Source organism: Arthrobacter humicola, assembly GCF_039531445.1.
Taxonomy (GTDB): Bacteria; Actinomycetota; Actinomycetes; order Actinomycetales; family Micrococcaceae; genus Arthrobacter; species Arthrobacter humicola.
In genome coordinates, this window is the sequence record NZ_BAAAQB010000012.1 from 63,645 (window position 1) to 85,546 (window position 21,902).

The window sequence follows — 21,902 nt, forward strand, 5'->3', positions numbered from 1 at the left end:
AAGGGGACACCATGAGCGCCTCTGTTGAACTCCAGGAAGCGGAATACGCCACTGAGCTCCCGCTTCTTGAAATCAAAGACCTGGCAATCGGCTTCACCACCAGCAACGGCGAGGTCAACGCTGTCCGCAACGCTCACCTCACCATCATGCCGGGCGAAACCGTCGCGATCGTGGGCGAGTCGGGTTCCGGCAAGTCCACCACCGCCCTGGCCGCAATCGGCCTGCTCCCGGGCAACGGCCGCGTCGCGGCAGGCCAGATCCTCTTCGACGGGGAGGACATCTCCAACGCCAGCGAAAAGCGGATGATCGAACTCCGCGGCAACAGCATCGGCATGGTCCCGCAGGACCCGATGTCCAACCTGAACCCGGTCTGGAAGATCGGCGACCAGGTGCGCGAGACGCTGAAGGCCAACGGGCTGCCCAACGGCCCCGACGACGTCGCGAAGGTCCTGTCCCAGGCCGGGTTGCCGGACGCCGCCAGCCGCGCCAAGCAGTACCCGCACGAGTTCTCCGGCGGCATGCGCCAGCGCGCGCTGATTGCGATCGGGCTCTCCTGCCAGCCGCGGCTGCTCATCGCGGACGAGCCGACGTCGGCGTTGGACGTCACCGTGCAGCGACAGATCCTCGATCACCTGGACAAGATGACCACCGAGCTAGGCACCGCCGTGCTGCTGATCACGCACGACCTCGGCCTCGCCGCCGAGCGCGCCGACCAGGTAGTGGTCATGTACCGCGGCCAGGTCGTCGAATCCGGGCCGTCGCTGGAGCTGCTGCAGAACCCGCAGCACCCGTACACCCAGCGGCTGGTCGCCTCGGCGCCGTCGCTGGCGTCCCGGCGCATCCAGGCCGCCAAGGAACTGGGCGTGGAAACGGACGACATGCTCGCCTCCGCCGAGACCGGCGTGGTTGAACCGTCAAAGACCGACGAGATCCTGCAGATCCAGGACCTCAAGAAGGTGTTCAAGCTGCGTTCGGGCCTGGGTAAGTCCACGGACTTCACCGCCGTTGACAACGTCTCCTTCAGCGTCAAGCGGGGAACCACGACGGCGATTGTGGGGGAGTCGGGGTCCGGCAAGTCCACGGTGGCGCAGATGGTCCTTAACCTCCTGTCGCCGACCTCGGGCAAGATCATCTTCGACGGCGTGGACACCTCCACGCTGAACAGCAAGGAGCTCTTCGCCTTCCGGCGCCGGGTGCAGCCGATCTTCCAGGACCCGTACGGTTCCCTGGACCCGATGTACAACATCTTCAGGACCATCGAGGAGCCGCTTCGGACCCACAAAATCGGGGACAAGGCGAGCCGCGAGAAGAAGGTCCGGGAACTCCTGGACCAGGTGGCGCTGCCGCAGTCCACGATGCAGCGGTACCCGAATGAGCTCTCCGGCGGCCAGCGCCAGCGCGTCGCGATCGCGCGGGCACTGGCACTGGACCCCGAAGTGATCATCTGCGACGAGGCCGTCTCGGCACTGGACGTGCTGGTGCAGGCGCAGGTGCTGAACCTGCTCGCCGAACTGCAGTCCCGGCTGGGCCTGACCTACCTGTTCATCACCCACGACCTCGCGGTGGTCCGGCAGATCGCGGACCACGTGTGCGTCATGCAGAAGGGCAAGCTGGTGGAGACCGGTTCCACGGACGACGTCTTCGATGCGCCGCAGCAGGAATACACCATGGCCCTGCTCAACGCCATCCCCGGTGCCGGCCTCATCCTGCCGCCGGAAGTCGCCTGAGCCTTTAACACAGCTGACAGGTCCGGGCAGCAGATGCGCCTGGTAACAGCAAGCCTGCACCACCAAGTGCGCCTGTACGTCTGTAACAACAAAGGAGCCGGTGTCCGCCCGTAAAGGCGCGCACCGGCTCCTTTGTCGTGCAGGTTCCCTTGGTGCTTGCTGCTTGGTGCTTGCTGCTTGGTGGTCCGGGCCGCCCTGACCCGGGCCGGCGTTAGTGGGCCAAGCCGGAGACAAGGCCGGCGTCCTGGTATTCCAGTCCCATGGACTCAAGCCGCTGGCCGAAGACGGCGCCGAGAGCCGCATGGCCCTGCCTGTTCAGGTGAACCCCGTCCGCCATCGAACCCGTGAGGTTGTAGCGGGTGAGCCAGTCTCCGGCGCTGACGAACGGCAGTCCGTGCCGGCTCGCCACGGTCCCCAGCAGCGTGTCCACCTGGCTCCGGCGTCCTCCGCCGAAGCTGGCGCCGCGCGCGAGCGTGCCGACCATGAGCATCCGCGCCGCAGGATAGCGCTGACGGATGCTGGCGATTAGCCGCTCGGCATTGGCGACGATCTGCGAGTCAGTGGCGCCGCGTGCGGCGTCGTTTCCGCCGCCTTCAATCACCACTAGGGGAGGGGTGCCGTAGGGGAGCTTCCAGTCACCGCGCTGGAGCGCGTCAATGTAGTTGCCGGTCTTGCCGTTCGACGCCACGTAACCGGTGCCGCCCCGGCCGCAGAAGAAGACTTTGTACCCCGCCGCGGCCAGGCCCTGCCTGGGCCAGCCGAAGGACGGCTCCGATTGGGAGTCGCCAATCAATACCGCGGTGTTGCTGGTGTCCTTGACGATCACCTCGTCGCGGCCGTTGGCAGGATTGCGGTAGATCGAACCGCCGGCCAAGTCTGCGGGATTGATTCCGGAACCGACCCGGGTCTTTCCCGGCGAGCCTGCAGCCACCGGCACGCCTGCGCCGTTGGCTGCGCCACCGGCCTGGGCGGCCGCCCGTGGCGCGGCCGAAGTGCCCGCGTCGGACGCAGGTGACGAAGAAGCCTGCCCGCAGCCGCCAAGAACTACGCCTACGGCGATCATCGTTGCGACAAAGCGGGACAGAGCCGAGGCGTTTCGCATGAATGTCTCCGGGCTTGCTTGCTGCTATGAGAGCAATGATGGGGCATGGGAGCGGGAAAATCCAGTGACTTTACTCACAGGTAACAATCGACTTTCGTGTGTCCTTCCGGCGCTGTCCACCTCGGCAGGGTCGGCCGCCGGATCATCGGGCGTTCGCATTTTAGGCCAATAAATAGCCTAGCCCTTAGACTTGTATCAGGTGCCCTGTGTCGAAAGGGCGTATCCGTCGTGCGTTCCGGTTGGAAATGTCGCGATACCACAGCTGACTTCACCACTGAATCGAGCAATAACGCATGTCTGAAACCACCACCAACACCGCGGTAGCCACTGCATCGCGCAGTGACCTGCGCAACGTCGCGATCGTGGCCCACGTTGACCACGGCAAGACCACTCTGGTCGACGCCATGCTCAAGCAGACCAACTCCTTTGCCGAGCACAACCACCTCGAGGACCGTGTCATGGACTCCGGTGACCTCGAGCGTGAAAAGGGCATCACCATCCTGGCCAAGAACACCACGGTGGCCTACAACGGACCGTCCTCCCAGGGCGAGACCATCACCATCAACGTCATCGACACCCCCGGCCACGCCGACTTCGGTGGCGAGGTTGAGCGCGGTCTGTCCATGGTCGACGGCGTCGTCCTCCTCGTCGACGCATCTGAGGGCCCGCTGCCCCAGACCCGCTTCGTGCTGCGCAAGGCGCTGGCCGCGCACCTGCCGGTGATCCTCCTCGTCAACAAGACCGACCGCCCGGACGCGCGGATCGAGGAAGTTGTCCACGAGTCCATGGACCTGCTCCTGGGCCTGGCCTCTGACCTCGCGGACGAAGTTCCGGACCTGGACCTGGACAAGATCCTGAACGTTCCGGTCGTTTACGCCGCCGCCAAGGTCGGCCGCGCTTCCCTCGAGCAGCCCGCCGACGGCACCGCCCCGGAGAACGAGGACCTCGAGCCGCTCTTCAAGGCCATCATCGAGCACATCCCGGCTCCGACCTACAACCCAGACGGTGTCCTGCAGGCGCACGTCACCAACCTGGACGCCTCGCCGTTCCTCGGCCGCCTCGCGCTGCTGCGCATCTACAACGGCACCCTGCGCAAGGGCCAGACCGTGGCCTGGGCCCGTGCCAACGGTGAGCTGAAGAGCGTCAAGATCACCGAACTGCTGGCCACCAAGGCACTGGACCGTGTTCCGGCCGAATCCGCCGGCCCCGGTGAGATCGTCGCCGTCGCCGGTATCGAAGACATCACCATCGGTGAGACCCTGACCGACGTCGACAACCCGCAGCCGCTGCCGCTGATCACTGTTGACGACCCGGCCATCTCCATGACCATCGGTATCAACACCTCCCCGCTGGCCGGCAAGGTCAAGGGCGCCAAGGTCACGGCCCGCCAGGTCAAGGACCGCCTGGATAAGGAACTGATCGGTAACGTCTCCATCAAGGTGCTCCCCACCGAGCGTCCTGACGCCTGGGAAGTCCAGGGCCGTGGCGAGCTCGCGCTGGCCATCCTGGTCGAGCAGATGCGTCGCGAAGGCTTCGAACTGACCGTAGGCAAGCCGCAGGTTGTGACCAAGACGGTCGACGGCAAGATCCACGAGCCGATGGAGCACATGACCATCGACGTGCCGGAAGAGTACCTCGGCGCCGTCACGCAGCTCATGGCAGCCCGCAAGGGCCGCATGACCAACATGGCCAACCACGGCACCGGCTGGTGCCGCATGGAGTTCATCGTTCCGGCGCGTGGCCTGATCGGCTTCCGCACCAAGTTCCTCACGGACACCCGCGGCGCCGGCATCGCGGCCTCCATCTCCGAAGGCTACGAGCCGTGGGCCGGCCCGATCGAGTACCGTACCAACGGTTCGATGATCGCCGACCGCGCCGGTGTTGTGACCCCGTTCGCGATGATCAACCTGCAGGAGCGCGGCTCCTTCTTCGTCAAGCCCACCTCCGAGGTTTACGAAGGCATGATCGTGGGCGAGAACTCCCGCGCCGACGACATGGACGTCAACATCACGAAGGAAAAGAAGCTCACCAACATGCGTGCAGCTTCCTCGGACACCTTCGAGAACCTGACGCCGCCGCGCGACCTGACCCTCGAAGAGTCCCTCGAATTCGCCCGCGAGGACGAGTGCGTGGAGGTTACCCCGGATTCCATCCGTATCCGCAAGGTCATCCTGGACACCAACGAGCGTGCCAAGGCCAACCGCGCCCGCGCCAAGGTCTGATCCCGGTCTCCGGGCTTCGGCTGACACGTGACTAAGAGAGCTGCCGGTATGGCAGGCGGCATTGCCGCCGCCGTGCCGGCAGCTCTTTTTGTTGCCCTGGCCGGCACCGCCCTGCACCGGCACGATCTGCTTCTGGGCGGCCTGCAGGTTCCGTGGGGCGCGGCCGCGGCCCTGCTCCTGCTGGGCTCGGCCGAGGTCTGGCTCGGGGCAGCGTTCCGTTCCATCATTCCGATAGCCGTCTGCGGACTTCTCTGCTACGCACTAACCGGCTGGTGGTCCACCCTGGAAACGGGCAAGCGCCTGGTCATCGGCGACACCGCGGGCAACATCTGGATCTTCGGCATCGCCGGCATCACCGTGGCCATGCTCGCCTGGTGCCGACGCTACCGGCTGCCTACGGGCTAAGCGCGACCCTCCTCGCTCCCTGCAGCCGCTCCATCCACCCGCTTCATCCACCCGCTTCATCCACTGGACATGCTCATTTTTCGCCCGCTCGAGTGGGCACAACGGCATCATGTCCAGCGCAAAGCTGGTTCGCGGGACATGCCTAGTCCTCACCGGTGGACATGCCCTGTGCTACTTCCGGTGCACGGACATGCCCACCGTCACTCCTGGTCGACGTCCTGGCAGCAATGGCTCTGCGGTTCCAAGTTCTCCACATAGCGCTGGATCGGACTTCTCGGGCGCGACGTGCGACTCCACCATGGGTGGATGGCCAACATCATCGAAGTCCTTTCCAAATACGACGGCGTCGCCCGCGCCAAATACATTGCAGCGGCGGGTGTCTCCGATTTCCAGCTCAAGTCCGCGATGGCCTCGGGAGCCGTATCCCGCGTCGCCCGTGGCGTCTATGCGCTGCCCGGGGCGGACGAGCAGCTGATTTCCATCCGCTCCCTTCCGGCAGAACCGGCCTGCACCACAGCGGCCCACTTCGGCGGCCTATGGGTTCTCTCGGCCCCTGCCCAGCCGCACGTAGCCCTCACCCACAGCCGGAGCTACCAGGGCTTCGTCTGTCACAGATCGGCCACACCGCCGACTCTCCTGGACACGGTCATCCAATGCCTACGCTGTTTGCCGGAACCCGAGGGGCTGATCATCGCCGAGTCCGCCGTCGTACTCAAGGGACTTCAGATTGGTGCCCTGCGCCGCCGGCTGGATGGCCGGAACGACGCCCGGGAGCGGCGGTTCGTGTCGGCCATCGTTCCGCAATCGCAGTCGCTGATTGAGTGCTTGGCCCGGTTTCATCTGCGGCGTGCCGGCTTCCACGTCGAATCACAGGTCAACGTTCCGGGCATGGGGCATCTGGACCTGATGGTCGACGGCCGTCTTGGGATCGAGACCGACGGGGCTGGATACCACATGGACAAAGCCAGCTTCGAGGAGGACCGACGGCGCTGGAACGTCACCACTCGCCGAGGAATCCCGACACTGATCGTAAGCTACCCGCTGCTGCGGGACCATCCCGAAGAATTCATCGCGATGGTCCGTGAAACCCTCAACAGGTTGTCCGCAGCCGCTTAGAGCCGGAGGCAATTTCCGCCTTCATGCGTCCTGCAGGGCGCCCTTGAGATACGTCCTTCCATCATGGGACATGTCCTGCGCCGTGCCAGTCCGTCACTGGACATGTCCTGCGCCGTGCCAGTCCGTCACCGGATATGTCCCTGGCTGCCTCGTTCCGCCGTTGGACATGTCCCGCACTGGCCGTCAGTGATGGACATGATGCCGGGATGTCCATGGCTGGCAACAAGGGGAGAGCATGTCCATCGGTTGCGGGCAATCAGAGGGGGCATGTCCGGTGGTCGGAGCGAGGGGAAGACATGTCCACGGGGTGCGGGCAGGTGAGAAGCGCGTGTCCACTGCCAGAGCCCGGGGGAGGGCATGTCCATTGGTAGAGAAGCTATGGCCGGATATGCACGCGGCTGGCAACAAGGGGAGGGCATGTCCATCGGTTGGGGCAATCAGAGAGGGCATGTCCATTGGTTGGAGCGTGGGGGGCACATGTCCATCGGCTGAGGTGTGGGGAGGGCATGTCCATGGGCTGAGGTGTGGGGAGGGCATGTCCACTGGCCGGGCCGGTCAGGGCGCCTGCACCCGCGGGGCGCGGCGTGGCGGGGCCGGGGGGACTTCCTTGGCCGCCACGACGAGGGGGAGCGCAATGACGACGTCGGACCGGCGGGTGCGGACGGTGCACGCGCCGTCGGCCCGTTCCACGAGCTCGCCGAGCGCATCCGTCAGGCCGCCCTCGATCCGGTAGCGGACCACAACCCGGGTGCCGAGCGGGGCGCCGGAGAGGAATTGCTGGGGCAAGGGCAAAGGCGAGCTCATCAGATCATAGTAAGACGCGGACCGTGTATGACGTCCCGCTAGGTTCGCGGGAACAGGCTGGGAGATAATAGGCTCAGAAGTCAGCAGCCCGGCGCTCAGGCCGGGCAAACCATCCGGCCGGTCGCCGGGAACCAACGTGGAGAGGCCAGGGACGTGACGTACGTAATCGCGCAGCCGTGTGTAGATGTCAAAGACAAGGCATGTATTGAGGAGTGCCCCGTCGATTGCATTTACGAGGGTGAGCGTTCCCTGTACATCCACCCGGACGAGTGCGTGGACTGCGGTGCCTGCGAGCCGGTCTGCCCCGTCGAAGCGATCTACTACGAGGACGACACCCCGGACGAGTGGGCCGATTACTACAAGGCCAACGTCGAGTTCTTTGACGAGCTCGGCTCGCCGGGCGGAGCCGCGAAGGTCGGGAACACCCACACGGACCACCCCATGATCGCCGCCCTGCCGCCGCAGAACCAAGACAACTAGGGCGGCGCTGCAGTGGCATCCGCGGTGCGCACTTTCGGCCTGAGCCTGCCCGACTACCCGTGGGAGGCCATGGCGCCCTATCTCGCAACGGCGTCCAGGCACGCGGCAGGAACCGTCAACCTGTCCATCGGCACGCCGGTGGACGCGACGCCGGCCCTCATCCAGGACGCGTTGCGCGCCGCCGCGGACGCCCCCGGTTATCCCACGGTGCACGGAACGCCGGCACTGCGGGAGGCGATCGCCGGCTGGTTTGAGCGCCGGCGCGGCGTGCCCGGGCTGGATCCGCAGAACGTGATGCCGACGGTGGGATCCAAGGAACTCGTCGCGTGGCTGCCGTTCCTGCTCGGCCTGAAGCCGGGCGACGTCGTGGTCCGTCCCACGGTCGCTTACCCCACCTACGACATCGGCGCCACCTTCGCCGGTGCCGAGCACATCGCCGCCGACGACCTCGACGAGCTCGACGCCGGGACCCGCGCCCGCGTGCGGCTGGTCTGGGTCAACTCTCCGGCGAACCCCACCGGCAGCGTCCGGGACATCGCTTCGCTGCGACGGATCGTCCGGCAGGCCCGCGAGCTCGGCGCCGTCGTCGCATCCGACGAATGTTACGCCGAACTCGGCTGGGGGGAGTGGGACGTCCAGCGCGGCGGCACCCCGGTCCCCAGCATCCTGGATCCGCAGGTCGCCGAAGGCTCCCATGATGGTCTGCTCGCCGTCTATTCGCTCAGCAAACAGTCCAACCTTGCCGGTTACCGGGCCGCCTTCGTCGCCGGCGATCCGGCGATCATGGCGAATCTGGTCAACAGCCGCAAGCACGCCGGCATGATCGTCCCCTACCCGGTCCAGGAAGCCATGCGCGTCGCACTGGGCGACGACGCCCACGTCACGGCGCAGAAGGACCTCTACAGGGGCCGGCGGGAGCGGATCGTCCCCGCGTTGGAGAGCTTCGGGCTGACGATTCATGAGTCCCGCGCGGGCCTCTATTTGTGGGGCACCGCCGGCGAAGCGACGTGGGACACCGTGGGCAGGCTCGCGGACCGCGGAATCGTCGTTGGCCCCGGGGTTTTCTACGGCGACGCCGGCAACGGATTCATCCGGGTGGCGCTGACCGCAAGCGACGAGAGGATCGACGCCGCCGCGGCGCGGCTGGCCAGCGGAGCGTAACAATGCTGTGACGCCTACCACATGTGGCGTCTTTTCGGCGCTTTGGAGTCCTCTCGGATTAGTACCACCCGCGAAGTGACGGTACTTTTTAACTGACGATCAATGGTGGCTTTCCACAAGAAGGCAGCGCAGCCTTTGGAAATCCTGTCCGCACAGGATCCGCGGGCAGCTTCACCAGATGTTGGACCAGCTTTCGACAGAGGCCCCGATGCCTCATGAGGAGACTCCATGACTGAAACCACCAGCGCAACCCTGCGCCATGCCGGCGGCGAGCTCGAGCTCCCGCGCATCAAGGTTGTAGAAGGAAACGAAGGCTACGACGTTTCCAAGCTGCTGAAGCAGACCGGCGCCGTCGCCTTCGACCCCGGTTTCATGAACACCGCGGCCACCACCTCGGCCATCACCTACATCGATGGTGACGCCGGCATCCTGCGCTACCGCGGCTACCCGATCGAGCAGCTGGCTCAGCACTCGAGCTTCCTGGAAGTTTCCTATCTGCTGATCTACGGCAACCTTCCGACCCCCACGGAGCTGGAGTCCTTCGACCAGCGGATCCGTCACCACACCCTGCTGCACGAGGAGCTCAAGGGCTTCTTCAGCGGCTTCCCGCGTGACGCCCACCCGATGCCGGTACTGTCCTCGGCCGTGTCCGCGCTCTCGACGTTCTACCAGGACTCGCTGGATCCGTTCAATGCCGAGCAGGTGGAGGTCTCCACCATCCGCCTCATGGCCAAGATGCCGGTCATCGCCGCCTACGCCCACAAGAAGTCGATCGGCCAGCCCATGCTGTACCCGGACAACTCGATGAACCTCGTGGAGAACTTCATGCGCCTCAGCTTCGGCCTGCCGGCCGAGCAGTACGAGGTTGACCCGGTTATCGCCAAGGCCCTGGACCTGCTCCTGATCCTGCACGCCGACCACGAGCAGAACTGTTCCACCTCCACGGTCCGGCTGGTCGGCTCCTCCAACGCCAACCTGTTCGCGTCCGTCTCCGCAGGCATCAACGCCCTCTTCGGACCCGCCCACGGCGGCGCCAACGAGGCCGTGCTGAAGATGCTGCGCCAGATCCAGGCCGACGGCATCAAGCCCGAGGACTACATGGAGAAGGTCAAGAACAAGGAAGACGGCGTCCGCCTCATGGGCTTCGGGCACCGCGTCTACAAGAACTACGACCCCCGCGCCAAGATCATCAAGGCCACCGCCCACGAGGTCCTCAGCAAGCTGGGCGGCAATGACGAGCTCCTCGACATCGCCATGCGCCTTGAAGAGAAGGCCCTGGGCGATGACTACTTCATCCAGCGCAAGCTCTACCCCAACGTGGACTTCTACACCGGCCTGATCTACAAGGCCATGGGGTTCCCCGAGAAGATGTTCACCGTGCTGTTCGCAATCGGACGCCTGCCGGGCTGGATCGCCCAGTGGCGCGAGATGATCAGCGATCCCAACACCAAGATCGGCCGTCCGCGCCAGCTCTACATCGGCGAACCGGAACGGAACTACCCTTCGGTGTAGCGCACCGGCCGGTTACGGCAGCGCCGCACAGCAAAGTACGACGCCGGCCGCGCACCTCTCGCTGGCGGTTTCTAGGGGTCGTTGCAACACCTGTTGGTTAGGTGGTTAGTAGTAAATCACGTAGGCGCTCGGCTGGAGTTTTCCAGCCGAGCGTTTTGCGTGGGCGTCCGTTGAGTTCCTGGGCGACGTGTTCGAGGTCTTCGGGTCCGTAGACGGAGAGGTCGGTGCCTTTGGGGAAGTACTGGCGCAGCAGCCCGTTGGTGTTCTCGTTCGAGCCGCGTTGCCAGGGGCTTCCGGGGTCGCAGAAATAGACCTGCATATCGGTGGCGAGGGTGAAGGATTTATGTCCTGCCATTTCCGCGCCCTGGTCCCACGTCAGGGAGCCTCGCAGGTGCTCCGGCAGGGTGGCCATGGTCTTGATGAGTCCGTCACGGACGGTTTCGGCCGTGTGGTCATGTGGCAGGTGGACGAGCATCACGTAACGGGTGGTGCGTTCGACCAGGGTCGCGATCGCTGACTGGTTGTAGGCGCCGGTAATAAGGTCCCCCTCCCAATGGCCTGGCACGGCGCGGTCCTCGATCTCGGGCGGACGCTCGGAGATCATGACCATGGGGTCCACGAACCGGGGAGTGCGTTGTTCCCCGGTGTTGTGCGGTTTGCGACGTGTCCGGCCGCTGCGCAGGGCTGCCTGTATCTCGCGTTTGAGTCCGCCTCTGGCCTGGACGTAGAGGGCTTGGTAGATCGTCTCTGGGCTCACGCGCATCTCCGGGTTGTCGGGGAACTCCTCGACCAGCGTGTGGCTGATCTGCTCCGGTGACCAGCGTAGGAGCAGTTTGTTCTTCACGTAGTCACGCAGATCCGACTCTCCCGCGAGTTTGGCGGGTTTGGGCCGCGCCCGCCGGGCAGTGGCCTTCCGGTGCGCCGCGTGGGGCAGGTAGCCCATCCGTTGATCGGTATTCCGGCCCAGCTCGCGGCTGATCGTGGAAGGCGATCGTCCCAGGGTATGGGCAATCGCCCTGATCGATGCACCGGAGGCCGTCAGGTCCCGGATCATCTCCCGCTCCTGGACGCTGAGGTATCGCGGATCGATAGGTTTCTCAAGGGCCGGGATCGATACCGGCGGCCGGGCAGGCGGTTTCCCGGCGGGACGGGCAGAAGCAGTCAAAGAGTCCACGTCTTGGTTGTAGTTCATTCCGCGTCCGGTCGGATAAATGCGTCGCCCGCCGGATTTCCTGACACCCAGATCCCATTCCCGGGCCTGGCCACGGGGAACGTCCAGAGCCTTAGCGGCCTCGCGCCGGCTCAGTCCCGTAGCACGCAGCCGCACGTATTCTTCTCGTCGGCGGTGGCTCACGGGCCGGCTGGCAATGCCCGCCTCGCGTGCCCAGCGGGACGCGGTGTCTACGTTCAGGCCGAGCTCGGTGGCAGCAACAGTGGCGCTCCCTTCCCGCTCGAGAACGGAGAAGAACTCCCTTTTCTGTTCAAGCGTGTACTTGGCTCTGACCGCGGAAGTCAGGCCGGCCTTTCGAACCCACTGATAGCAGGTGTTCCGGTTCAATCCGAGCTCTGCCGCGGCGTCCGTCACACTTCCAAGTCGATCAAAGACCCGGAAGAACTCTTCCCTCTGCTGAACAGTCGATCTCGCATACTTCCGGAACTCCGATGAAGCGTCGCTTAAATGCGGCACGGTCGTTGCAACTCCCAAAATCTATGGGTGTTGCAACGACCGCTAGAAACCGCCTGGCAGGGTGGGCCGCCGCCGTCGCTGTTACGGCCCTTGTTAGGGCCGTGCTGAGGTTCACGGCTAAGACGGGCTTACTCCGAGGGCCTACTGCGAGGACGTGAAGCGCAGCGAAAGCCAGTTCTCCCGGCATGCCCTGGCGGTGGCGTCGGCGTCGCGGAGGCCGGCGAGCCGGATGATTTCGGTGTGCTGGGCCACGGATCCCCGGGCGGCAAAGGAGCCGAAGCGCATCCGCTCCACCCGGCGCAGGACCGGGGTGGTTTGTTCCAGGAGGTCCCGGAGCACCGGGTTGCCGCTGACGGCGACAAAGACCGCGTGGAAATCGTCATCGGCCTGCAGTGCCGACTCGACATCGGCGTTTTGCAGGGCCTGTTCGAAGCGCGAGTTGGCCTCGGCCATGGCGGAAATATGGTCCTCCGTCAGGAGCGGGACGGCCAGGCGCGCGGCCAGCTCGTGCAGGCCGCCCACCACCTGCTGCGTGCTCTCGGTCGATGCCTGGTCGTAGGGGGCCACGATGGTCGCCTTGCCCGGCAGTGCGATGACCAGGCCGGCGTGTTCCAGCCGGAGCAGCGCCTCCCGGATGGGGGTCCGGCTGACGCCCAGCCATGCCTCCAGTTCCGTGTCCTTCAGCCGTTCGCCGGGCTCGAAAGTGCCGTCGACGATCGCGTTCCGGATCGATTCGAAGACGTTGTCCCGGAGCAGCGGCCGCTTGTGGACTCCGGAGAGCGAGGGGACGGGCATGCAACATATCGTATATCCCTCTTGTCCTCCCGGAGCCGTTATCGGACAATGCAATATATTGCATGTTGGATGTTTACCATGCCCTTTCCCACCACGAGCGAAGGACCGTCGATGGCCATCACCGATTTTGAGCGTTACCCCCTGATGTTCGGACCGAGCCCCGTCCACCCGCTGCCGCGGCTCAGCGCGCATCTGGGCGGTGCCCGGATCTGGGCGAAACGGGAGGACGTCAACAGCGGCCTCGCATTTGGCGGCAACAAGACCCGCAAGCTGGAGTACTTCGTCCCGGAGGCCCTGGCTCAGGGCGCGGACACCTTGGTGTCGATTGGCGGCTACCAGTCCAACCACACCCGCCAGGTCGCGGCGGTGGCCGCGAAACTCGGCCTCAAAGCCCGCCTCGTCCAGGAAAACTGGGTCGACTGGCCGGATCCGTTGTCCGACCGTGTGGGCAACATCCTGCTGTCGCGCATCATGGGGGCCGATGTCCGGCTGGATAGTGCGGGCTTTGACATCGGCATCCGCAGCAGCTGGGAAAACGCCATCGAAGAGGTCAAGGCCGCCGGCGGCAAGCCGTACGCCATCCCGGCCGGCGGGTCCGACCACAGGCTGGGCGGGCTGGGCTTCGCCAACTGGGCCTACGAGGTGGAACAGCAAGAGCGCGAGCTCGGCATCTTCTTCGACACCATCGTCGTCTGCACGGTCACGGGCTCCACCCACGCCGGCATGATCGCGGGCTTCGCCGGCCAGGACAAACCGCGCCGGGTAATCGGCATCGATGCCTCCGCGACGCTGCAGAAGACCCGTGACCAGGTGGAACGCATCGCCCGGAACACCGCCGAGCTGATCGGCCTGGGACGGGACCTCCGCGACGACGAAATCACCGTCATGGAAGGCTGGGCCGGGGATCTCTATGGCATTCCCGTCGACTCCACCCTGGAGGCCATCCGCCTTGGCGCCTCGCTCGAGGCCATGATCACCGACCCCGTTTACGAGGGCAAGTCCCTTGCCGGGCTGATCGACCTCGTGAAGAGCCGCGATATTCCGGCCGGAAGCAATGTCCTTTACGCCCACCTGGGCGGGCAGATCGCTCTCAACGCCTACAGCGGGCTCTTCCGGTCCTGATTGCTGTTGCGCTATCACTTAGGGTCCTTCTGAGCGCTGAGAACGACCCTAAGTGATAGCGCAACGGTTGGGAGCCCAACGGTTCCGACGGTGGCGGGTCCCCTGAAACCGCCGCCTGGCGAGGAGCCCGCCGTCGTCAATCCGCCGCTAAAATCGCCCGCAGCGCCCGGCCCGAAGAAAGAAATAAAGAAATCTCCGATTGGTGCGTAACCTTTCGGGTCACCCCGACGATTACTCCTTTGTAAGCGCCTCCGGAGCTCGGACCCCCCATCGGGTCTCCGGTCGGCCTTCCACCGTAAGCGCAGGCCGGCGCCTTCCCCCCATTTGGTCTCCGGTCGGCCCTTTACCGTAAGCGCTTGCCGGCGCCTGCCCCCATCGGGCGCCGGCCAGCCTTCCACGGCGAGAGCGGGCCGTCGACGGCCCACGAGGCCTCAGCCCGCCTTCCACCAAAAAACAAAGGATGTATGTCTGTTATGAAGAGTGTTAGCAAGACCACCAAGATTGCTGTCGGCGCCGCCATCCTCGCAGTCGGAGGATTCTCCGGCATCGGACTCGCCAACGCGGCCCAGATGTCCAGCACCCAGCAGTCTGAAGTGACCCACGCTACGCCCGCCACCCCCGCAGTTCCCGCGGTCCCGGCTACCCCGACCCTCCCGGCAAAGCCTGCCGTCCCCGCCACCCCCGCAGTTCCCGCGGCACCGTCGGCCGATGGCTCGGCCAAGGGCCACACCGCCGCCGACGCCGACGTCAAGGGCACCGAGGGTGCAGGCGAAGGCTCCGTCGATGCTGACCAGGACGGCGCCACCGTCAAGGGCGACGCCAGCGTGAAGGGTGCTGCCGCTGAAGCGCGCGCCAACGCCAACGTCAAGGCCGCGGTCCCCGCAGTTCCTGCTGTCCCCGGAGCCAACGGCGTTCCGGCCACCCCGGCCGTTCCCGCCGTGCCGGCAACGCCGTCCGTCGAGCTGCCCCAGCACGACAAGTAATCTCCGGCTCTTGAGCCCGGACCCGGTTGGGTCCGCAAGCAGGAACCCCTCGCTTTGAGGGGCCCGGGGGTGCGGCCGCTAGACTTTTGGGGGCCGCACCCCAGCAGTAACGGAAGGACAGCCTCTTGGCACAGCAGCTAAGCGACGACGACTTGTCAGCCGCTTTAGCTGGCGACCCATCAGGCTTCAGCGCGGTGTACGTGGCTATTTCCCCCGCCGTGCTGGGATATTTCCGGGCCAGGGGAGTGGACGACGCCGAGGCCCTGACCCAAGATGTGTTCGTGGACGTCCTGCCGAAACTGGCCGGCGTCACGGGCGGCCACACGGGTCTGCGGACTTTTATTTTCTCCGTCGCCCACGCCCGGCTGGTGGACTACCGGCGGCGCGAGGAGCGCACGCCGCATCTGGCCGAATACGACCCCCTGAACGACGCGCGGTCCTCGGCATCCGCCGAGGACGAGGCGCTCGGCTCACTGGGCGGTATCTCTGCCACTCTCGCGAGGCTCAACGAGGAGCAACGGGAAGTTCTGGTCCTGCGCATCGTCGCGGACCTTTCCATCGAACAGGTGGCCGGCATCATGGACAAGACACCGGGTGCCATCAAACAGCTTCAGCGGCGCGGGCTCAGTGCCCTGCGCGAACTCGTAACCGAAAAGGACCACGCAGCATCATGACGGGCACCCGCGACCCCCAGCAGGATGGCAGCATCCACGCGATGCTGAGCGACTCCGGCCTCGAAACCGCGGCCGAACTCCGGAGCGCGCTCAAACAGCTCCACGCCCTCGTCCCGGAGGCGGCGCCGGCACCCCGCGCCGACCTCGCGGCACTGCTCGCGTCCGGAACAGCCGGGGTGGTCGGAGCAGCCGGTCCGGGCGCAAGCGCGACGACGGCGATGCCCACCCGCGCGATGCCCACCGCAGCAGCCGGGCCGGACGCCGTCGTCGTCAATCTTGCTGATCGCCGCAGGGCACGGAACCGCCGCCTCGCGATCGTGGGCGGCGCCGTGATCGGTGCCATGAGCCTGGGCGCGGGGGCCGTGGCGGCCTCCAGCGAAGATTTCCGGCACAGCGTCAGCCAAACCGTCGGTGTCATCTTCCAGCCCTCCGGGCGCACGACTCAGGCCCCGGAACATGTCCAGCCGTCGCCGGCTTCCGTCCCGGCCTTCCCCGCGCCTGCCGGCACTGCCCCTTCGGGCACTCCGGGCACTGCGCTGCCGTCCAGCGGCGCACCCGCCGGCGCGGCACCGGACGCCCGCAAGGAGGCGGCCGAGCAGACCGGACACACGCCGCCCGTCTCGCCCCCAGCCGTCGGCCGGGACGGCATCCTGCCGACTCCGGGCCACGGGCCGCAGTCGCCTGGCCTACCCACGATGCCCGGCATTCCCGGTGGTTCCGACGGCGGCGAGGACCTGCCCCGCGTCCCCGGCCACATCACGCCAACCCTGCCCGCGATTGTTCCGACGAAGGCCCCCGACCACTCCTAGTCCGTTAAAGCAGTTGCGCTATCACTTAGGGTCGTTCTCAGCGCTGAGAACAACCCTAAGTGATAGCGCAACGTCGGGGTGGCGGCGGGATGGAGGCTAGGCCAGGATCTGCCGCTTGGAGGAAATGACGCCGGTGTCGAAGCCGGCCAGGTGCAGGCCGCCATGGAAACGGGCATGCTCAATTTTCACGCAGCGGTCCATTACGACGTCGAGCCCGGCGGCCTCGGCCTCTTTCGCCACGTCCTCGTGCCACGAACCCAGCTGCAACCACAGTGTCTTGGCGCCGGCCGCGATGGCCTCCTCCAGGACACCCGGCAGGTCATCGTGCTTGCGGAACACATCCACGATGTCCGGGCTCTCAGGAAGGTCCGCGAGCGACGGGTAGGTCGGCTCGCCCAGGATTTCCTTCACCACGGGGTTCACGAAATAGACCTTGTACCGGGTGGAGGACTGCAGGTAGGTCGCCACGAAATAGCTCGCCCGGGACGGCTTGTCCGAGGCCCCCACAATCGCGATGGATTTCGCCTGCCGCAGCAGGTTCAGCCGTTCCGGCGCCGAGGGCCCGGTCCAGGCTCTGGTTTCTTCCGTGCTCATGCGTTTGCTCCGATCGTGCAGCTGTCCGCCGGCAGGACGCCCGGGACGGATTCTTCGGACTGTTCCGATGCCGCCGTCAGCGCCTGGTCGAGGTCCCACAGGATGTCCTCGAGATCCTCCAGGCCCACCGAAATGCGGACCAGGTCCTCCGGGACGCCGGCAGCTTCCAGCTGTTCCGGGCTCAGCTGCTGGTGCGTGGTGGAGCCCGGGTGGATGACGAGGGTCCGGGAATCGCCCACATTGGCCAGGTGCGAGGCCAGCTGCAGGGCCTCGATGAACTTCTGGCCCGCCGCACGTCCGCCCTTGACCCCGAAGGAGAACACTGAGCCGGGACCCAGCGGCAGGTACTTCCTGGCCCGCTCGAAGTGCGGGTGCGAGGGCAGGCCGGAGAAGTTCACGTAGGCCACGCGCTCGTCAGCTTCAAGCCATTCGGCCACGGCCTGGGCGTTGCTGAGGTGCTCGTCCAGGCGCTGGGGGAGCGTCTCCACGCCCTGCAGGAGTTGGAACGCCGACTGCGGGGACAGCGCCGGGCCGATGTCGCGCAGTTGCTCGCAGCGAAGCTTGGTGAGGAACCCGTATTCGCCGAAGTTCCCCCACCACGAGACGTTGCCGTAGGAGGCGACGGGCTCGGTCATCGTGGGGAACTTGCCGTTGCCCCAGTTGAAGCGGCCGCTTTCCACAATGACGCCGCCCAGGGTGGTGCCGTGGCCGCCGAGGAACTTCGTGGCGGAGTGGATCACGATGTCCGCCCCGTGCTCGATCGGCCGCACGAGATACGGCGTGCTCAAGGTGGCGTCGACGACGAGCGGGATGCCGGCGTCGTGCGCCACCTTCGCCAGGGCCGCAAGGTCCTGGACTTCCGAGGACGGGTTGGCCACCACCTCGACGAAGATCGCCTTGGTGTTTTCCCGGACTACCGCTGCGTAGTCCGCCGGGTCCGTGCCGGGAACGAAGGTGGTGTCCACGCCGAAGCGGCGCAGGGTGACGTCCAGCTGGGTCACGGTGCCGCCGTAGAGCTGGGAGGCGGCCACGATATGGTCCCCCGCCTGGGTCAGCGCGGCGAAGGTGATGAACTCCGCGGCCATGCCCGAGGACGTGGCCACGGCGCCGATCCCGCCTTCGAGGGACGCGATGCGTTCCTCGAAGGCGGCCACGGTGGGGTTGCCGATCCGCGAGTAGATGTTGCCGTACTTTTGCAGGGCGAAGAGGTTCGCGGCGTCCTGGGTGTCCTTGAATACGAAGGACGTGGTCTGGTAGATCGGCACCGCGCGGGCGCCGTGCTCGGCGTCGGGAGTGCCGCCGGCGTGCAGGGCGCGGGTGCGGAAGCCGAAGCTGCGCTCGGCCACTACGCGGCCACCTCAACCTGTGCCACGGGCGTGCCGGACAGGTCCAGTTCGGTGCCGTGCTTGCGGGCGAGGTCGGCCTCGAGTTCGCGGACGATCGGCAGGATCTCCTGACCGAACGCGGCCACCTCCTCCTGGAAGTGCAGGTAGCCGGTGAGGAACAGGTTCACGCCGATCTTCTTGTACTCCACGATCCGCTCGGCGATCTGCTCCGGAGTGCCGATCAGCTGGGTCTTGAAGCCGTCGTTGTACTGGACCAGGTCCTCGAAGCTCGAGTCGGCCCACATGCCCTTGCCATCCTTGGTGGACGGTCCGGCTTCCTGGACAGCGTCGCGGAAACCCTGGACGGCGGGCTTGTGAGCCTTTTCGACGATCTCGCGGAGGGTGTCCCGGGCCTCCTTCTCGGAATCGCGGGCGATGACGAAGCCGTTCAGGCCAAACTTCGGAGAAGGCAACTGGCCCTCGGTGCCGCGGCGGGTCTCGCTGGACGCGGCAACCACGCCGGCGATGTTCTCCTTGAACCCCTCAAGGTCCTTGCCGTTGGAGAAGTACCAGTCCGCCACACGGCCGGCGGTGGCCTGCGCGGCCGTCGAGTTGCCGCCGAAGAAGATCTCGGGGTGGGCCCGGCCTGGCACGTCCACCGGGGCCGGCTGCAGGGTGAAATCGGTGATGTTGTAGTACTTGCCGGACTGGCTGAAGTTCTTTTCGGTCAGCAGTCCGCGGAGCACGCGGATGAATTCCTCGGTGCGGACGTAGCGCTCGTCGTGTTCGAGCCATTCGAGGCCGAAGTTCTCGAACTCCGCCTTGAGCCAGCCGGAGACGATGTTGACGGCGGCCCGGCCGTTGGAGATGTGGTCCGCGGTGATGAGGTACTTCGCCAGCACGCCGGGGTGCCACATGCCGGGGTGGACGGCGGCGATCACCTTGAGCCGCTCCGTCGCGGCCAGCAGCGCCAGGCTGAACGAGGTGGCCTCGTGCTGCTTGTCGGCGCCGTAGGAGGCGGCGTAGCGGGTCTGGGTCAGGGCGTATTCGAAGCCGGAGTTCTCGGCGATCCGGGCCAGCTTCTTGTTGTACTCGAAGTCCCAGCCGGCGCGCTGTTCGATCGTGGAGACCACGAGGCCGCCGGAGACGTTCGGGACCCAGTAGGCGAACTTCAGGGGTTCGGAAAGACGGGCGACGCTGCTGATGTCAGTCATGGGGATTCCTTTACTTCTGGGTGGGGATGGCTGCTGCGGGGACGGCCGCGGCGCGTTCGCGCAGCACGTCCTGGATGCCGGCGATGGCCGGCTCGTTCTGGAGGGAGGTGGTGTCGCCCAGCGTGGTTCCTTCGAACAGCTGGGTCAGCAGCCGGCGCATGATCTTGCCGCTGCGGGTCTTCGGCACATCGGGGACGACGACGACGTCGCGCGGCTTGGCGATGGGGCCGATTGCCTTCGTGACGTGCGCCTTCAGGGCGCCGTGGATGTCGGCGGTGGCCGCCGAATCCTTCAGCACCACGAACGCCACGATGGCATGCCCGGTCTTCGGGTCCGCGACGGGGCATACCCCGGCCTCCACCACATCCGGGTGGGAGACGAGGGCCGATTCGATTTCGATGGTGGAGAGCAGGTGGCCGGAGACGTTGAGCGTGTCGTCCACCCGGCCGAGGATCCAGATGTCGCCGTCGTCGTCATATTTCGCGCCGTCACCGGCGAGGAACCAGCCCTGCGCCGCGTACTGGCGCCAGTACGAATCGAAGTAGCGGCGCGGGTTGCCCCAGACCGTCCGCGCGATGGCGGGGCCGGGCGCGTCCACCACGATGAAGCCCTGGACGCCCGGCGGCACGGTGGCGCCGGCGTCGTCCACGATCCGGGTGCTGACGCCCGGCAGCGGCCGGGCGGCGCAGCCGGGCTTGAACTCGGTGTCGGTCGGGGCGGGGGAGAGGATGGTGGCGCCGGTTTCAGACTGCCACCAGGTGTCCACCACCGGGGCGGTGCCGGCGCCGAGGTTGGCCCGCAGCCAGCGCCAGGCCTCGGGATTGACGGCCTCGCCGACGGTGCCGAGAAGCCGGATGGAGGAGAGGTCGTACGTGTCCGGTACGCCGTCCGGGAACCAGCCCATCAGGGAGCGGACCAGGGTGGGTGCGGTGTAGTACTGCGTGACGCCGTAGCGTTCGATGATCTCGAAGTGCCGGCCCGGGTGCGGGGTGTTGGGGGTGCCCTCGAAAATCACCTGGGTGGCGCCGTTGGAGAGCGGGCCGTAGAGCTCGTAGGTGTGCGCGGTGACCCAGGCGAGGTCGGCTGTGCACCAGTGGACGTCCTGGTCCCGCAGCGCGGGGTCCGGGTTGCTGAAGAGGTGCTCGAAACTCCAGGAGGCCTGCGTGAGGTAGCCGCCGGAGGTGTGGACCAGGCCCTTGGGCTTACCGGTGGTGCCGGAGGTGTACATGATGAACAGCGGCGTCTCGGCGTCGAACGCCTCGGCTTCGTGGATCTCGGAGGCGGTGCCGACGGCGTCGTGCCACCAGACGTCGCGGCCTGCGGTCATCGGGACGGTGTCGAGCAGTTCCGGTGCCGTAGTCCGGTTGACCACCAGGACGTGCTCGATCGCGTTCTTGCCGGCGACGGCGGCATCCGCATTTTCCTTGACCGGCACGGGCACGCCGCGGCGGAACTGGCCGTCCGTGGTGACCAGCAGCTTGGCGCCGGTGTCCTCGACCCGGAAGCGGAGCGCCTCGGCGGAGAACCCGCCGAAAACGAGGGAATGGATGGCGCCGATCCGGGCCGCGGCGAGGGTGATGACCACGGTCTCCGGGATGACCGGAAGGTAGATCACCACACGGTCGCCTTTGGCGATGCCGAGATCCAGCAGGGCGTTGGCGGCCTTGGAGACCTCGCGCTGCAGCTCCGCGTAGGTGATGGTGCGGCGGTCGCCCGGTTCGCCCTCGAAGTGCAGGGCCACCTTGTCCCCGCGTCCCGCGGCCACGTGGCGGTCCACGCAGTTGTAGGCGACGTTGAGTTTGCCGCCGTCGAACCAGCTGATCTGCGGGCCGAGCCCGGCTTCGACGTCGGCAGGAATCAGACGGTGGGCTGTGTGCCAGGGCTTGCCGCCGGAGGCATCGCCGGAAAAGTCCGCCCAGTCGAGCCGGAGGGCGGCTTCCTCCCAGAAGGCGATCCGCTCCGCCCCGGGCATGAGGGCGGGCGTCGTGGTCTCGGGCGCGGACACGGAATAGACAGTCATAGGTGTGCTCCATCGGTCCTGGCGGTAGCACCCTGCTGATGGCCAGGGTTGCTGCGGCTGCATCGATCCAGGTCTCTTGGCCGCTCGGGATGGTTGTACTTCACACTAAACGGATGCGCGTCCCGATGGTGAAATTGCCGTCTTGTGCCA

Annotated in this window: 19 protein-coding genes; 11 read left to right on the forward strand and 8 right to left on the reverse strand. The window is 66.3% G+C overall.

The window, feature by feature from the left end; translation table 11 throughout:
• Positions 1 to 11 precede the first annotated feature (11 nt).
• On the forward strand, positions 12 to 1,727 hold the full coding sequence (locus ABD243_RS04715; RefSeq protein WP_344362623.1) for an ABC transporter ATP-binding protein: 1,716 nt from the start codon (positions 12 to 14) through the stop codon (positions 1,725 to 1,727).
• A 211-nt stretch (positions 1,728 to 1,938) separates the two neighbouring features.
• On the opposite strand, the gene ABD243_RS04720 is transcribed toward ABD243_RS04715, so the two are convergent.
• On the reverse strand, positions 1,939 to 2,829 hold the full coding sequence (locus tag ABD243_RS04720; RefSeq protein WP_344362626.1) for an SGNH/GDSL hydrolase family protein: 891 nt from the start codon (positions 2,827 to 2,829) through the stop codon (positions 1,939 to 1,941).
• A gap of 293 nt (positions 2,830 to 3,122) precedes the next feature.
• Between ABD243_RS04720 and typA the strand changes: the two genes are divergently transcribed.
• From typA to ABD243_RS04735, 3 genes are all read left to right on the forward strand, one after another.
• The gene (gene typA, locus ABD243_RS04725) at positions 3,123 to 5,051 is read left to right on the forward strand and encodes a translational GTPase TypA (RefSeq protein WP_116767320.1); all 1,929 of its coding nucleotides are present in this window, start codon (positions 3,123 to 3,125) and stop codon (positions 5,049 to 5,051) included.
• A gap of 27 nt (positions 5,052 to 5,078) precedes the next feature.
• Entirely contained in the window at positions 5,079 to 5,456 is a 378-nt protein-coding gene (locus ABD243_RS04730) for a hypothetical protein (protein ID WP_344362630.1), read from the forward strand.
• 306 nt (positions 5,457 to 5,762) lie between these two features.
• The gene (locus ABD243_RS04735; RefSeq protein ID WP_344362633.1) at positions 5,763 to 6,572 is read left to right on the forward strand and encodes a type IV toxin-antitoxin system AbiEi family antitoxin domain-containing protein; all 810 of its coding nucleotides are present in this window, start codon (positions 5,763 to 5,765) and stop codon (positions 6,570 to 6,572) included.
• Between the two features lie 555 nt (positions 6,573 to 7,127).
• On the opposite strand, the gene ABD243_RS04740 is transcribed toward ABD243_RS04735, so the two are convergent.
• Positions 7,128 to 7,376, reverse strand: coding sequence for a putative acetyltransferase (locus ABD243_RS04740; protein ID WP_344362635.1), 249 nt, complete (start codon positions 7,374 to 7,376; stop codon positions 7,128 to 7,130).
• A gap of 153 nt (positions 7,377 to 7,529) precedes the next feature.
• Between ABD243_RS04740 and fdxA the strand changes: the two genes are divergently transcribed.
• The 3 genes from fdxA to ABD243_RS04755 all read left to right on the forward strand — a co-directional run bounded on the left by fdxA (position 7,530) and on the right by ABD243_RS04755 (position 10,529).
• Positions 7,530 to 7,856 (forward strand): ferredoxin, encoded by a 327-nt coding sequence (fdxA, locus tag ABD243_RS04745; protein WP_091248992.1) that lies wholly within the window; start codon positions 7,530 to 7,532, stop codon positions 7,854 to 7,856.
• A gap of 12 nt (positions 7,857 to 7,868) precedes the next feature.
• Positions 7,869 to 9,017, forward strand: coding sequence for a succinyldiaminopimelate transaminase (gene dapC, locus ABD243_RS04750; RefSeq protein ID WP_344362639.1), 1,149 nt, complete (start codon positions 7,869 to 7,871; stop codon positions 9,015 to 9,017).
• Between the two features lie 228 nt (positions 9,018 to 9,245).
• Entirely contained in the window at positions 9,246 to 10,529 is a 1,284-nt protein-coding gene (locus ABD243_RS04755; protein WP_116767324.1) for a citrate synthase, read from the forward strand.
• Positions 10,530 to 10,626: 97 nt separating this feature from the next.
• Here ABD243_RS04755 and ABD243_RS04760 read toward each other — a convergent pair whose 3' ends face one another.
• Both ABD243_RS04760 and ABD243_RS04765 read right to left on the reverse strand, forming a co-directional pair.
• On the reverse strand, positions 10,627 to 11,835 hold the full coding sequence (locus tag ABD243_RS04760; RefSeq protein WP_344363116.1) for an IS30 family transposase: 1,209 nt from the start codon (positions 11,833 to 11,835) through the stop codon (positions 10,627 to 10,629).
• Positions 11,836 to 12,357: 522 nt separating this feature from the next.
• Positions 12,358 to 13,011 carry a GntR family transcriptional regulator gene (locus tag ABD243_RS04765; RefSeq protein WP_344362643.1) on the reverse strand — a complete coding sequence of 218 codons (654 nt, stop codon included), beginning with the start codon at positions 13,009 to 13,011 and terminating at the stop codon, positions 12,358 to 12,360.
• 111 nt (positions 13,012 to 13,122) lie between these two features.
• On the opposite strand from ABD243_RS04765, the gene ABD243_RS04770 reads away from it, so the two are divergent.
• The 4 genes from ABD243_RS04770 (at position 13,123) to ABD243_RS04785 (ending at position 16,599) form a co-directional block, all read left to right on the forward strand.
• A complete protein-coding gene (locus ABD243_RS04770; protein WP_116768781.1) occupies positions 13,123 to 14,133 on the forward strand; it encodes a 1-aminocyclopropane-1-carboxylate deaminase in 1,011 nt (336 codons plus the stop codon).
• Between the two features lie 473 nt (positions 14,134 to 14,606).
• Positions 14,607 to 15,116 (forward strand): hypothetical protein, encoded by a 510-nt coding sequence (locus ABD243_RS04775; RefSeq protein ID WP_344362645.1) that lies wholly within the window; start codon positions 14,607 to 14,609, stop codon positions 15,114 to 15,116.
• A 125-nt stretch (positions 15,117 to 15,241) separates the two neighbouring features.
• A complete protein-coding gene (locus tag ABD243_RS04780) occupies positions 15,242 to 15,790 on the forward strand; it encodes an RNA polymerase sigma factor (protein ID WP_344362649.1) in 549 nt (182 codons plus the stop codon).
• Positions 15,787 to 16,599: a serine/threonine-protein kinase gene (locus ABD243_RS04785; RefSeq protein WP_344362652.1), complete on the forward strand. Its 813-nt coding sequence runs from the start codon at positions 15,787 to 15,789 to the stop codon at positions 16,597 to 16,599. The genes ABD243_RS04780 and ABD243_RS04785 overlap by 4 nt, the downstream gene beginning before the upstream one ends.
• Before the next feature lie 96 nt (positions 16,600 to 16,695).
• Here ABD243_RS04785 and ABD243_RS04790 read toward each other — a convergent pair whose 3' ends face one another.
• Genes ABD243_RS04790 through acs form a run of 4 tightly spaced genes read right to left on the reverse strand, consistent with a single transcriptional unit; the run spans position 16,696 to position 21,752 of the window.
• Complete coding sequence (locus tag ABD243_RS04790) at positions 16,696 to 17,193, reverse strand: CoA-binding protein (RefSeq protein ID WP_344362654.1); 498 nt, start codon at positions 17,191 to 17,193, stop codon at positions 16,696 to 16,698.
• Positions 17,190 to 18,539, reverse strand: coding sequence for an O-acetylhomoserine aminocarboxypropyltransferase/cysteine synthase family protein (locus ABD243_RS04795; RefSeq protein WP_344362656.1), 1,350 nt, complete (start codon positions 18,537 to 18,539; stop codon positions 17,190 to 17,192). The genes ABD243_RS04790 and ABD243_RS04795 overlap by 4 nt, the downstream gene beginning before the upstream one ends.
• The gene (gene sfnG / locus ABD243_RS04800; RefSeq protein WP_344362658.1) at positions 18,539 to 19,732 is read right to left on the reverse strand and encodes a dimethylsulfone monooxygenase SfnG; all 1,194 of its coding nucleotides are present in this window, start codon (positions 19,730 to 19,732) and stop codon (positions 18,539 to 18,541) included. The genes ABD243_RS04795 and sfnG overlap by 1 nt, the downstream gene beginning before the upstream one ends.
• A gap of 10 nt (positions 19,733 to 19,742) precedes the next feature.
• Complete coding sequence (gene acs, locus ABD243_RS04805; RefSeq protein ID WP_344362660.1) at positions 19,743 to 21,752, reverse strand: acetate--CoA ligase; 2,010 nt, start codon at positions 21,750 to 21,752, stop codon at positions 19,743 to 19,745.
• Positions 21,753 to 21,902 lie beyond the last annotated feature (150 nt).